The sequence below is a fragment of the Shewanella chilikensis genome, assembly GCF_002836945.1.
Taxonomy (GTDB): Bacteria; Pseudomonadota; Gammaproteobacteria; order Enterobacterales; family Shewanellaceae; genus Shewanella; species Shewanella chilikensis.
Genome location: NZ_NIJM01000013.1, coordinates 27665 through 40821, shown reverse-complemented (window position 1 = coordinate 40821; position 13157 = coordinate 27665). Strand labels below are relative to the sequence as shown.

Genomic DNA, 13157 nt, shown 5'->3' with positions numbered 1-13157 from the left:
TGTTCCTGTATTCAGTTGCCCCGCTGATGCGCCAGATAAAGCGCTGCCAGCGGCAAGTCGTCCGGATGGGTTACCTTGATATTGTCACTGCGGCCGCTGATAAGCGCCGGGTGTATTCCGCGCCACTCCATCGCCGAGGCTTCGTCTGTCACCAGCACACCGGCGGCCAACGCCGCTTTCAGCGCCTCGGTCAAAGTAAGCAGTGGAAACAGCTGCGGCGTTAGCGCATGCCAGAGTGCTTCTCTGGCAACCGTTTCACTGATGCAGCCATCGACGCCACTGCGTTTCATGGTGTCGCGCACCGGTGCTGCCAGTATCGCCCCTTGTGGATATTGTTTCCGTGAAGCAAGCAGCTTATCAATATCGCCATGGGTAAGGCAGGGTCTGGCAGCGTCGTGTACCAAAGCCCAGGTATTAGCGGGCAATTGCTTGTCGGCTACCAGGCTCTCAAGCGCCGCCAACACAGAATCGGCCCGCTCTTTACCGCCAGTGACAGTCTCCAACTTGGGATGACTGGCCACCGTCAGTTTGCCAAAAAAGCTATCTTCTGGGTTCAGCGCTACTATCACCTTTGAGATGCCATTGTGGCTCAGCAAACCCTTGAGGGTTTGCTCCAAAATACAGGAGCCGGCAAGCGGCAGATACTGCTTGGGACAATCAGCGCCCATGCGACTGCCTATCCCCGCCGCAGGCACTATGGCAATCACTTGTTCATCACTGAGGAGCCCGGCCGCTATGGCTCGGGAAGAAATAGCTTCGCTCATGGATATCCGTTATGTTGAAATTAGGCCGTTATTGATTGGCCAAAGACATGGAACGCTGCTCACCACCAACAACCCGATAAAAGGTTTCACCCTTCTTGATTAACCCCAGCTCATTGCGGGCACGCTCTTCCAGGGCTTCGGTACCGCTGCGTAGATCGCGGATCTCCTCTTTCAGTACCTGGTTACGTTCTTCGAGCCTGGCATTGCTGTCATTTTGAGCCGCTATCTGCTGTTCAAGATGGAAGTACTCCGGCAGACTGTTTTCTCCCAGCCAAAGACGATATTGCAGTAGCCCCAGCAGCAAGACGATGACAAAAAGCAGTCGTTTCATGGTGATAAATTCAGCTCATGTCCTAAAAATACGATTAGTGTTGATAGTACAACAAAAAAGGCCACCAAGTGGCGGCCTTTTGAAACTGGGGGCGAAAATTACGCCTGACCTTTGATCTCACTCAGGCCGTGGTAGGCTGCCTTGGCGCCCAGTTGCTCTTCAATACGCAGCAACTGGTTGTACTTGGCAACACGGTCAGAGCGGCACAGAGAACCTGTCTTGATCTGGCCGGCTGCGGTACCTACTGCCAAGTCGGCAATGGTCGCATCTTCAGTTTCACCTGAGCGGTGAGAGATAACGGCAGTGTAACCGGCTTCTTTGGCCATACGAATAGCGGCCAGAGTCTCGGTCAGAGAACCTATCTGGTTGAACTTGATCAGAATCGAGTTGGCAACGCCCTGCTCAATACCACGAGACAGGATCTTGGTGTTGGTCACGAACAAATCATCACCCACCAGTTGGATCTTGTCGCCGAGGATCTTGGTCTGGTAAGCCCATCCGTCCCAGTCAGACTCATCCAGGCCATCTTCGATAGAAACGATAGGATACTGCTCGGTCAATGACTTGAGGAAGTCAGAGAAACCGTTGGAATCGAATACCTTGCCTTCACCGGCCAGGTCATACTTACCGTCTTTGTAGAACTCGGAAGCGGCACAATCCAGCGCCAGAGTCACATCTGTGCCCAATTTGTAGCCAGCAGCTTCAACGGCTTCTTTGATAACCGCCAGGGCATCGGCGTTGGATGACAGGTTAGGCGCAAAACCACCTTCGTCGCCCACGGCAGTGTTCAGGCCCTTGGACTGGAGCACTTTCTTCAGGTTGTGGAAGATTTCAGCGCCCATACGCAGGGCTTCGCGGAAGCTCTTGGCACCGACTGGCTGTACCATGAATTCCTGAATGTCGACGTTGTTGTCGGCATGCTCACCACCGTTCAAGATGTTCATCATAGGAACCGGCATGCTGTACTGACCAGGAGTCCCGTTCAGTTCGGCGATGTGAGCGTAAAGTGGCATACCTTTGAATGCAGCTGCGGCCTTGGCAGCAGCCAAAGACACCGCCAGAATGGCGTTAGCGCCCAGCTTGTCTTTGTTTTCGGTGCCGTCCAGCGCAATCATAATGCCATCCAGCTCGGCTTGAGCCGTGGCATCTTTACCCAGCAGGGCTTCACGGATAGGACCGTTGACATTGTCAACAGCCTTGAGCACGCCTTTACCCAGATAGCGGGCCTTGTCGCCATCACGCAGTTCCAGCGCTTCACGGCTACCGGTAGAAGCGCCTGATGGAGCTGCAGCCATACCGATGAAACCACCTTCCAGATGCACTTCAGCTTCTACTGTGGGGTTACCGCGAGAATCCATGATTTCGCGTCCAATGACGTTAATGATCTTAGCCATAATGTCCTCGATTAAAAGTTAAAGAAAAAACCCATACCCATCTGAGCGTTCAGCGTCTCTCATATGGGTATTGGACTTTCACTTCACACTTCCCGGCTCGGCCGGGGATGAAAAAGCCGGACTGCCATAGCAGTCCGGCTCTAATAGTTTAACCCAGATTACGCTTTTGGTAAGTACTGGCGGCGGCGACAAAACCTTCAAACAGAGGATGACCATCGCGAGGTGTGGAGGTGAATTCCGGATGGAACTGACCGGCAACAAACCAAGGGTGCGCCGGTATTTCGATCATCTCCACCAGCTTGCGATCCGAAGACAAGCCACTGAACACCAGGCCTGCTTTTTCCAGACGCTCACGGAAGGCGTTGTTCACTTCGTAACGATGGCGGTGACGCTCGATACAAGTGTTGCTCTTATAAGCCGCAGCGGCCTTGGTGCCTTCAATCAGATGGCACAGCTGAGCGCCAAGACGCATAGTACCGCCAAGATCTGAGGCCTCGTCACGCTGCTCCAAATTGCCTTCTTCATCCACCCATTCAGTGATCAGGCCCACAACAGGGAAAGGGGTTTCCTTGTTGAACTCGGTAGAGTGGGCACCTTCCATACCGGCGACATGGCGAGCGAATTCAATCAGGGCAACCTGCATACCCAGACAGATACCAAAGTATGGCAGTTGGTTTTCACGGGCATATTGAGCGGCAAGGATCTTACCTTCAACACCACGCTCACCAAAGCCGCCGGGAACCAGAATGCCGTCCAGGCCTTCCAGCACTTCAACGCCTTTGACTTCAACCGTCTGGGAATCGATATACTTGATGTTCACCGAAACCCGGTTTTTGAGGCCGGCATGCTTGAGTGCTTCGTTGACTGACTTGTAGGCATCCGGCAGTTCGATGTACTTGCCGACCATACCTATGGTCACTTCATTGTTTGGATTGGCTTCCTGATAAACCACGTTTTCCCATTCGGACAGGTCGGCTTCAGGACAGCTCAGACCAAAGCGCTTGACGACCAGCTCATCCAGACCTTGTGAGCGCAGCAGCGCCGGGATCTTGTAGATAGAGTCCACGTCTTTAAGGGAGATAACCGCCCGCTCTTCAACGTTACAGAACAGGGAGATTTTGGCTCTCTCTGTAGCCGGGATGGCGCGGTCGCCACGGCAAACCAGGATATCCGGCGCAATACCGATAGAACGCAGCTCTTTTACCGAGTGCTGAGTCGGTTTGGTTTTCACTTCCTGAGCCGGGCCGATAAAAGGCACCAGAGTCAGATGCATAAACAGGCTGCGTTCGCGGCCCAATTCAACACCCAGCTGACGGATAGACTCGAGGAAAGGCAGAGATTCGATATCACCCACAGTACCACCGATTTCAACGATGGCGACATCATGGCCTTCACCGCCTTCGAGGACTTTTTCCTTGATGGCGTTGGTGATGTGCGGAATAACCTGAATGGTGGCACCCAGGTAGTCACCACGACGCTCCTTGCGCAGCACTTCCTCGTAGATACGACCCGTAGTGAAGTTGTTGCGGCGGTTCATCTTGGTACGGATGAAACGCTCATAGTGGCCCAAGTCCAGATCTGTCTCTGCGCCGTCCTCAGTGACAAACACTTCCCCGTGTTGGGTTGGGCTCATGGTTCCCGGATCAACGTTGATGTAAGGATCCAGCTTCATGATGGTTACATTCAGGCCTCTGGCCTCTAAAATTGCCGCGAGCGATGCTGCTGCAATGCCTTTACCTAGTGATGAAACAACGCCACCAGTAACGAAGATATACCTTGTAGTCATGCTGAACCTGAGAAAAAAGAATGATAAATAGGTGCTCGAATGAAAGCACCAGGACGGGGCGACAGTATATCAAAGCCCCCGCCATTTACCAAACAGGAATGACGATAATTTTTACGCGCTGATCTCATTCGCGCATTTTTAATCCAGGCTTCGCCTGCTACTGGATTTCACCGCGCTCTTCACGCTTGACCTGATCCCAATAAGCATCCAGTGCCTGCAGATCATGTTCTGCAAACGGCTTGCCGCTGGCATTGGCTTTTTGCTCGACGGCGCGAAAACGCCGCTCAAACTTGTTGTTGGCCCCTCTGAGAGCCTGCTCGGGATCCACCCCCAAGTGGCGCGCCAGATTCACCGCAGCAAACAGCAAATCGCCCACTTCATCCTCAACCCTGGCCTTATCCGGCGTGGCTTGACGCGCTTCGTGCAACACCTCTTCAATCTCTTCCTGTACCTTGTCGACTACAGGTTCAAGCTCGGGCCAATCAAACCCTACTCTGGCGACCCGCTTTTGAATCTTACCCGCCCGCGCCAACGCCGGCAGCGCCTTGGGAATATCATCCAGCACTGAGTGCAGTTCGCGCCCGGCGCGCTCTGCTGCTTTAATGCGCTCCCAGTTGTTCTTGGCATCCGGCGCCGAGTCAAAACTCAAGTCGGTATCGGCGGCAAACACATGGGGATGACGATTGATAAGCTTATTACATATCCGCTCAAGCACAGTGGCGAAATCAAACCAGCCCTTTTCCTTGCCAAGCTGGCAATAGAACACCACCTGAAACAGCAGATCGCCAAGCTCAGAAGGTAACTCCTGCCAGTCGCGGCTTTCTATGGCGTCGGCCACTTCATAAGCTTCTTCCAGGGTGTAGGGCACTATGGAGTCAAAATCCTGTGCCCTGTCCCAGGGGCAACCCAGCTCAGGGTCCCTGAGCTTTGCCATAATCTCAAGCAATGCATTGATATCTGCCGCCACCGCCGTTACTCCTTTGTTGCTAATACGCTTACCAATCCAACGACTCTTTGATAAGTCTTAAAAAACAGCAGGACGCAACCTAGGCGTCCTGTTTTAAATACCGGTCGAATACCGAACTGGCCTCAGAGCCTGCGGGCTTCTATTACCCCGTCTATCTGGGTCAGCTTGGAGATAACCCGGGATAAACCGTCGAGGTTATAAAGCTCCATCTCAAGTTCAATGGCCGCCGTCTGGTTCTTGAGATCCGATGAGGAACTCATCGCCAGCACATTGGACTTTTCCGCCGCCAGCACAGAGGTGAGATCCCGCAGCAAACCGGTTCTGTCATTGGCCACCACTCGAATACGGATCTTGTAGCCGCCGGAGTAGTTTTCGCCCCAGACCACATCCACTACCCGCTCGGGATGGGCACGCATCAATTCCTTGACCTGCTCACAATCGGCTCTGTGCACCGAAATACCACGCCCCTTGGTGATAAAACCGAAAATCTCATCACCGGGCACCGGCTGACAGCAGCGCGCCAGATGGCTCATCAGATTACCGACACCATTGACCTCAATCTGGCCGCGATTGGCACCTATGGGTTTCTGCTGACCTTTCTTGACCAGCTCTTCCACCGCCTCTTCGTCGGAAGGCTCCTGAGTTCTGAGTCGGCTCTGTACATGATTAACCACTTGGTTGAGGCGCACATCGCCGCCACCTATGGCCGCCAACAGGTCGTCCATGTTGGTCATGTTGAAGCGCTCAATTGCGCTGCCGACATCCTTGAGTGTCAGCCCCACCCGCGCCAGTTCGGCTTCCAGCATCTCGCGTCCGGCCACCAGGTTCTTGTCCCTGTCCTGCTGCTTGAACCAGTGTTGGATCTTGCTGCGGGCTCTGGAGGTCTTGATATAACCCAGGTTGGGGTTAAGCCAATCCCGCTTCGGATTGGGATGCTTGGAGGTGATGATCTCGATGCGCTCACCGGTTTCCACCTGGTAGGTGAACGGCACTATGCGGCCATCGACCTTGGCGCCAATACACTTGTGGCCCACCTGGGAGTGGATATAGTAGGCAAAGTCCAGCACGGTCGAGCCGGCTGGCAAGTCCACCACTTCTCCGGACGGGGTAAACACATAGACCCTGTCTTCGAAGACCTGGGCACGGATCTCCTCCACTAGGTTGCCGCTCTCAACCACATCTTCCTGCCACTGCAAAATCTTGCGCAGCCAGTTGATCTTCTCTTCGTAGCCACTCTGTTTGCCGGAGTGATTGCCCTCTTTATATTTCCAGTGAGCCGCCACCCCGAGCTCGGCATCTTCATGCATCTGCTGGGTACGAATTTGGATTTCGACTGTTTTGCCCTCCGGCCCCACCACCACAGTGTGAATCGACTGGTAGCCGTTAGGTTTGGGGTTGGCAATATAGTCGTCAAACTCTCTGGGAATATGGTGCCAAAGGGTATGCACTACACCGAGCGCGCCGTAGCAGTCCTGCAACCGGTCGGTGACGATTCGCACCGCACGCACGTCAAACAGCTCGTCAAATTTAAGCTGCTTGCCGCGCATCTTGCGCCAGATGGAGTAGATATGTTTGGGGCGGCCATAGACCTTGGCACGAATGCCTTCTTCATCCAGCCGCGTTTGCAACTGATTGACAAAGTTGTCGATAAAGACTTCACGGTCCAGGCGCTTGCCATCCAGCTGCTTGGCAATCTCTTTATAGGTCTCGGGATGCAGATAACGAAACGAGATATCCTCCAGCTCCCACTTGAGCTGACCTATACCCAAACGGTTAGCCAGCGGCGCGTAGATGTCGGCAATTTCCCGGGCCAGTAAGACCCGGGTTTCTTCATCGTCATTTTTCACGGCCCTAAGCAAGCATACCCGCTCGGCCAGTTTGATCACCACGGCGCGTACATCTTCCACCATGGCCAGCAACATCTTGCGGATATTGTCGATTTGCGGTTCGCTGCTGCGGCTGTCATTGCCCACCTTGAGTGCGCCTATGGCATCCATGGTCTTGACGCTGTTGACCAAGGTAGCCAACTCGGGGCCAAAATCTTCGGTGAGCTTGGCTTCATCGACTATGCCCACCTCGAAAAACACAAATAAGATGGCGGCCTGCAGGGTTTCGATATCCATGTTGAGCGGCGCGAGGATCTCTATCATCTCCCGCGCCTTGGCCTGCAGCTCGGCTTTGGGACGCTTGCACTTACCCATAGGCAGCGCTTCCACCTTGGCTATCAGCTCCAACAAACGCCCGGCATCGGCGGAGTCGGCCACATAACGATTAACCCACTCATCCAGATTGAAATCAGGATCCTTAAAGTGTGCTTCGCGAACAGATACCATCTCACCTTCCTTTAGTGTCCGATTAACAGACTCAACAAGACTCCCTATCTTGAGCATACCCGATGGGATGTCAAACCCCCGTGAGTACCTTTATTGATAAAATTGACTCGATAGACAATAAAAGCATCAATTCCGCACAAACAAGGCCATGGCTTCGGTGTGATGGGTCTGGGGGAACATGTCCAACACACTGAGGCGCTCCAGGCGATAGCCTTGCTCGAGCAGCAAGACGCTGTCCCGCGCCAGGCTTGCCGGATTGCAGGAAACATACACCACCCGCTCAGGCGCGATATTTTTCAGATAAGAAAGCGTCTCATAGGCACCGGCACGGGCGGGATCCAGCAGCAGCTTATCCACCTTGCCAAGCCAGGGCTCGGCCGAAAGATCGGCGCTGAGATCGGCGCAAAAGAACTGCAACCCTTCAAGCCCGGCCTGTTTGGCATTTTGTCTGGCCTGCTCAACCATGGCGGGCACGCCCTCGACACCTGTGACCCGGGCGCCGGTGGCCGCCAGCGGTAGGCTGAAGTTACCCATGCCGCAGAAGAGATCCAGTATGTGCTCGCCGACCTTGGGTTGCAGCCAATCTATGGCCTTGGCCACCATGGCACGGTTTACTTCACCATTAACCTGAATAAAATTCCCCGGATTAAACTTAAGCGTCAGCTCATCGCCATCGACGCCAGGCAAGCGGTAGCTTGGCTGATTGCCCGTGAGGTAATCACACTCGCCCTGATTGTCCTGCAGCACCAACTGCACTTCTTGCTGCCCGGCAAAGATCTTGAGCTTTTCCTTGTCTTTATTCACCAGTGGCCGGGTAATTCTCAGCACCACAAAACGACCGGCTTCGGTTTCAATCAGCTCCACATGACCAAGCTGAGCCACGCCCTGCAGGTGTGCCAGTTGCGCCGCCAACGGCTTTATCAGTTCCGACAACGAAACCGCCAATACAGGACATTCGCCAATGGCAACTACCTTGCTGCTGGACTTGGCCCTGAACCCCAGGGTGAATTCGCGACTTTGTTTGTCATACCAGGTCGCCAGTCTGGCCTTGCGTCTATAATGCCAAGGGGTGGAAGCCAACTCGCCGATCTCCGGCAGTTCAGATAGGCCCGAGAGCTTGGCAAACAACTCGGCCAAGGCCCGGCGCTTGTGCTGCCGCTGGCTCAAATCTGACAAGTGTTGCAGATCGCAGCCGCCGCAAAGCGCATAATGGGGGCATTGGGGTTCAACCCGCTCCGGCGATGTTTGGCTGATGCGGATGAGTTTGCCCCTGGCATAGTTCTTTTTTTGTTCGGTGAGCTGCACCTCGGCGCTCTCACCAGGCAATAAGCCGGGAATGAACACCACTTTGCCCTGATATTGACCGATCCCGGCACCCTGATGATCCAATCCGGAAGCCGTGAGTGACAGTTTTGCGGAGACTTTCTTGGATCTGTTTGGTTTTTCTCTAAAAAATTGTGCCATCTAGGCCCCTGAAACAATAAAAAACTGGCAAAGACGCCGGGATATCTGGCAGTCTATCTATAGCCGTAAAACAAACTATCTGGAATACCTATACCGCCCATGAACAGTGCGAATAACATGACCAAGTACAGCCTCAGATCCTGGGTGCTGGTATTGGCCCTGGCTCCTACCATTTTGGTCGGTATTCTTCTGGGCAGTTACTTTACCATAAATCGCTTTTATGAGCTTGAAGATACGCTCATAGAACAGGGCAGTAATATCATAGAGCCGCTGGCCATCGCCAGCGAGATAGGCCTGGCCGCCAACAACCGCGAAGCCACCAAACGCCTGCTCGCCGCGGCTCAGCTCAACAAGTCGACCTTGGTGAAATCCATCGCCATCTTCGATGCCGACAACCAGCTGTTTGTCACCTCCCATTATCACAAAGACTTTGAGATTATGCGCTACAAGGGCGCCATCTCGGATCTGGCCCGCACCGAATATGATCAGCTAGGCGACAGCCTGGTGCTCAGGGCACCGATTTTCGCTGCCGGTAGTCTGCTGGCGATAGACGATGCTCCCGGCTTCAATGAGAAACCCCTGGGCTATATCTCTTTGCTGCTCAACAAGGAAAAGGCGCTGCTGGAACAGCACAGAGCCGCGGTGGCGGCTTTTATCATAGTGCTTATCGGGGTGCAGCTGAATCTGCTATTCACCTTCCGCCTGGTAAAGAATGTCACTCAGCCTATCACCGACATGGTACGGGTGGTGGCCAAAATCCGTGAGGGCAAGCTGGATACCCGGCTGGAGGGCAATCTCATCGGTGAGCTGGATCTGCTCAAACGGGGGATTAACGCCATGGCGGGCTCCTTGTCGGAATACCATGATGAGATGCAGCAGAACATAGATCAGGCGACCTCGGATCTCAGGGAAACCCTGGAGCAGATTGAAATTCAGAACGTCGAACTGGACTTGGCCAAGAAACGGGCGCTGGAAGCCAGCCGGATAAAATCCGAATTCTTGGCCAACATGTCCCACGAGCTGAGAACGCCACTCAATGGCGTGATAGGTTTTGCCCGTCAACTATTGAAAACGCCGCTGCACGCCAGCCAGATGGAATATATTCGCACCATTGAACGCAGTGCCACCAACCTACTGGGGATCATCAACGACATCCTCGACTTCTCCAAGCTGGAAGCCGGTAAGATGGTATTGGAAACCATGCCATTCGCCCTCAGGGAAACCCTGGATGATACCCTGATGCTGCTGTCCGGCTCTGCCCACGAGAAAGGGTTGGAACTTGTCGTGGATGTGGCCCCGGAAGTGCCGGATGCCGTCAGCGGAGACGCCATGCGGGTGGGTCAGATCATCACCAATCTGGTGGGCAATGCCATCAAGTTTACCGATCAGGGCAGTGTGCTGCTGAAGGTGGATATCAGCAACATCAAAGAAGACAAATTGCTGTTGCACTGTGAGGTATCGGATACAGGTATCGGCATAGAGGAGAGTCAGCAGGAGTTGCTGTTCCAGGCATTCGGCCAGGCCGATTCATCCATCTCCCGCCGCTTTGGCGGTACAGGTCTTGGATTGGTGATAACCAAGCGCCTCATTAATCAGATGGGCGGCCAGATAGGCTTCAGTTCCAGAATGGGCAAAGGCTCTACCTTCTGGTTTACCCTGCCGCTGATGACCAGCCAATTCTCCATAGGTGAACCACTGCCACTGGAGCAGCTCAGAGGCAAGACGGTATTACTGTTTGAACCCAGACCCTTAACCCGTTCTGTACTCAACCGCCGTCTGCAACATTGGCAGATGCAGGTCAACAGTGTTCACACTGTGCCGCAGCTGGAAGCCGAGCTCGCTCAGGACAAGGCACATTTCGACTATGTACTGCTCGGCTGTCACGGCTTCGATGGTCCACCCCAATTGCAGTCAATACTCAAGAGCGCCAGACAAGTCACCGAGGCCCTTATCGCCCTATTTGACTGCCATGACCAGGAAGCGCTGGAGCGTTATATCCGTCCCGCGGTGGATCTGGTGTTGAGTATCCCCGCCAGCGAATACCTGATGGCACGCAATATGATTTATCTGCCGCAGGAGTCGGAACTCAAAACCGCCCGTCCCCAATTGGTAGAGCCGCAGCAGCGCCACAAACTCAATGTGCTGGCGGTGGATGATAACCCGGCCAACCTCAAGCTGATTGACACCCTGCTCGATGAACTGGTCACAGGAGTAACCACGGCCAGTAATGGCGAGCAGGCGGTCAACCTGGCCAAAAAACGCAGTTTTGATTTGATCTTTATGGATATTCAGATGCCGGGGACAGATGGTATTACCGCCACTCGCCTCATCCGTCAGGACTCGCTGAATCGTAATACACCGATAGTTGCGGTCACGGCCCATGCCATCAATGAGGAGCGCGAGCGGATCCTCAACAGTGGCATGGACGGCTATCTACCCAAGCCAATCGATGAAGCGGCACTGAAAGGAGTGATCAGTCGCTGGATTACCCGGCCCAAGTTTACTCATTTTGATCAACATACCCTCAACTGGGAACTCTGTTTGACCCAGGCCAACCAGAAGCAGGATCTGGCACTGGATATGCTCAGAATGTTGATCGATTCCATGCCACAAACCAGAACCACCATACAGGAATCGCTGGAACAAAATGACATAGACGAAATGAAGGCCTGTGTTCACAAACTGCACGGCGCCTGTTGCTACTGCGGCGTACCGACGCTGCAAAAACTCTGTCAAACCGTGGAAGGCGGTCTCAAGCAAGGCAATAACATTACCGAGCTGGAGCCGGAAATACTGGAGTTACTTGATGAGCTAACTAAGGTAGAATCCGCGGCAAAACAAGTGATATCCCAACTTTCGATGGATTTAACCGATGACAACTAAACCTGGCTTCTTTAAACGCCTGAAGGCGCTGGAACTGCCGCAAAAGAAACTCTTTGCCGTGGCATTGTGCCAGCGTATGTACCCCAACTACCAACTGTTTTCCGAGGTGTGTGAATTCGGCGATCCCCAAGTACTGGATACTGTGCTCAACCTGCTGTGGCAGTCTTTATATGACCGCAAACTCAAGTTGAACCTTGAACTGCAGATGGCCAAATTGGAGGAAAACACCCCTGAACCAGCCCAATTCGACGCCTATGGAGTCTACCCGGCGATGGATGCGGCTGTGGCACTCAGTTCACTGCTTGGTGCGCTGGAAAGCAAGGTGGAAGACGACATCACCAATATCTCCAAGTTGTCATCCGGTACTGTCGCCAACTATATTGAAGCCATAGCCGATCCCGAATTGGATGGTGAGGCATTGGACGAGTTTGTCTTCAGCCACGAAGTAATGCAGGAAGAGCGCGAGTTGCAGGCATCCTTGCTGGAAATTATCGAGGAAAACCCGCAGATAACTGCGGATTTTGTCAAAGCACTACGCAAAGAAATCGTCATGAACGGCGTGTCCAACATAGGAATAAGCGTTCAACAAGATGCGTAAGCTTGTTTATCGCGGTTATATCCTCAGCAATACCGATGGACTCACCGACAGCTGGACCCTAACCATAGGCCAGACCAGCCGCACCGGTTCTTTGTTCGAACTAAGAAGACAAATCAACTTCTTTGAAGAGTTGGGGATATTGCCACAGCCCAAAATGACTGACCAGCAAGTCAAAGGCAATTCATCGGCTCCACAAGGGAAGACAAGAAATAAACAGCTCTCCCCAAAGAAGCATTTCCGCAAAAGTATCAACCCACAAGGCCGGACGGGCAAATAGTCCGGCTTAGGGTTTAGGTGCTTTGAAGAATTGGCTCTCCAGGGCCTTGAATTTAATCAAATCATTCTTGTCTCCCTCCTGACTATCAATTACTCTGAAACCATATTGGCAATGGATAGCTTAGCTTCAGCCCAAAGGTCCAAACCCAGGAAGCGACATAAGTCTTAATGGAAAGCAACCGCTTTAGGCCGGGACGTGAAGACTTGATGGGATGACCTCAGGATCATCCACCAAGTAACAGGGAAGTTTGTCATCTCTCCCAGTTGCAATAAATCAACTCAACATACCGTCTGGTGGAATTCAAGATGCTTTAATCATCAGCATCATCCAACAGTCTCTATGTGAAAAGTTAACCAGAAG

Annotated in this window: 10 protein-coding genes; 3 read left to right on the top strand and 7 right to left on the bottom strand. The window is 53.3% G+C overall.

Annotated elements, in window-relative coordinates; translation table 11 throughout:
- Positions 1–11: 11 nt before the first annotated feature.
- The 7 genes from ispD to rlmD form a co-directional block, all read right to left on the bottom strand.
- A complete protein-coding gene (gene ispD / locus CX651_RS06895) occupies positions 12–764 on the bottom strand; it encodes a 2-C-methyl-D-erythritol 4-phosphate cytidylyltransferase (RefSeq protein WP_101055022.1) in 753 nt (250 codons plus the stop codon).
- Positions 765–792: 28 nt separating this feature from the next.
- Positions 793–1095 (bottom strand): cell division protein FtsB, encoded by a 303-nt coding sequence (gene ftsB / locus CX651_RS06890; protein WP_039033729.1) that lies wholly within the window; start codon positions 1093–1095, stop codon positions 793–795.
- A gap of 98 nt (positions 1096–1193) precedes the next feature.
- Entirely contained in the window at positions 1194–2489 is a 1296-nt protein-coding gene (eno, locus tag CX651_RS06885) for a phosphopyruvate hydratase (RefSeq protein WP_101055020.1), read from the bottom strand.
- A gap of 148 nt (positions 2490–2637) precedes the next feature.
- Positions 2638–4275 (bottom strand): CTP synthase, encoded by a 1638-nt coding sequence (locus tag CX651_RS06880; protein WP_101055018.1) that lies wholly within the window; start codon positions 4273–4275, stop codon positions 2638–2640.
- A 157-nt stretch (positions 4276–4432) separates the two neighbouring features.
- Entirely contained in the window at positions 4433–5242 is an 810-nt protein-coding gene (gene mazG, locus CX651_RS06875) for a nucleoside triphosphate pyrophosphohydrolase (protein WP_306295061.1), read from the bottom strand.
- A gap of 122 nt (positions 5243–5364) precedes the next feature.
- Complete coding sequence (relA, locus tag CX651_RS06870; RefSeq protein WP_044734857.1) at positions 5365–7575, bottom strand: GTP diphosphokinase; 2211 nt, start codon at positions 7573–7575, stop codon at positions 5365–5367.
- A gap of 126 nt (positions 7576–7701) precedes the next feature.
- Complete coding sequence (gene rlmD, locus CX651_RS06865) at positions 7702–9039, bottom strand: 23S rRNA (uracil(1939)-C(5))-methyltransferase RlmD (protein ID WP_101055016.1); 1338 nt, start codon at positions 9037–9039, stop codon at positions 7702–7704.
- 99 nt (positions 9040–9138) lie between these two features.
- Here rlmD and barA point away from each other — a divergent pair, with 99 nt between their 5' ends.
- Genes barA through CX651_RS06850 form a run of 3 tightly spaced genes read left to right on the top strand, consistent with a single transcriptional unit; the run spans position 9139 to position 12797 of the window.
- Positions 9139–11922, top strand: a complete 2784-nt coding sequence (barA, locus tag CX651_RS06860; protein ID WP_101055014.1) for a two-component sensor histidine kinase BarA — start codon at positions 9139–9141, stop codon at positions 11920–11922.
- A complete protein-coding gene (locus CX651_RS06855; RefSeq protein ID WP_101055012.1) occupies positions 11912–12520 on the top strand; it encodes a YjaG family protein in 609 nt (202 codons plus the stop codon). Before barA ends, CX651_RS06855 begins: the two co-directional genes overlap by 11 nt.
- Positions 12513–12797, top strand: a complete 285-nt coding sequence (locus tag CX651_RS06850) for a DUF3319 domain-containing protein (protein WP_101055010.1) — start codon at positions 12513–12515, stop codon at positions 12795–12797. The genes CX651_RS06855 and CX651_RS06850 overlap by 8 nt, the downstream gene beginning before the upstream one ends.
- Positions 12798–13157 lie beyond the last annotated feature (360 nt).

Excerpts from the sequence above, each read along its gene's own strand:
- ispD (WP_101055022.1), bottom strand. The coding sequence starts at position 764 with ATGAGCGAAGCTATTTCTTCCCGAGCCATAGCGGCCGGGCTCCTCAGT.
- ftsB (WP_039033729.1), bottom strand. The coding sequence starts at position 1,095 with ATGAAACGACTGCTTTTTGTCATCGTCTTGCTGCTGGGGCTACTGCAA.
- eno (WP_101055020.1), bottom strand. The coding sequence starts at position 2,489 with ATGGCTAAGATCATTAACGTCATTGGACGCGAAATCATGGATTCTCGC.
- CX651_RS06880 (WP_101055018.1), bottom strand. The coding sequence starts at position 4,275 with ATGACTACAAGGTATATCTTCGTTACTGGTGGCGTTGTTTCATCACTA.
- relA (WP_044734857.1), bottom strand. The coding sequence starts at position 7,575 with ATGGTATCTGTTCGCGAAGCACACTTTAAGGATCCTGATTTCAATCTG.
- rlmD (WP_101055016.1), bottom strand. The coding sequence starts at position 9,039 with ATGGCACAATTTTTTAGAGAAAAACCAAACAGATCCAAGAAAGTCTCC.
- barA (WP_101055014.1), top strand. The coding sequence starts at position 9,139 with ATGAACAGTGCGAATAACATGACCAAGTACAGCCTCAGATCCTGGGTG.
- CX651_RS06855 (WP_101055012.1), top strand. The coding sequence starts at position 11,912 with ATGACAACTAAACCTGGCTTCTTTAAACGCCTGAAGGCGCTGGAACTG.
- CX651_RS06850 (WP_101055010.1), top strand. The coding sequence starts at position 12,513 with ATGCGTAAGCTTGTTTATCGCGGTTATATCCTCAGCAATACCGATGGA.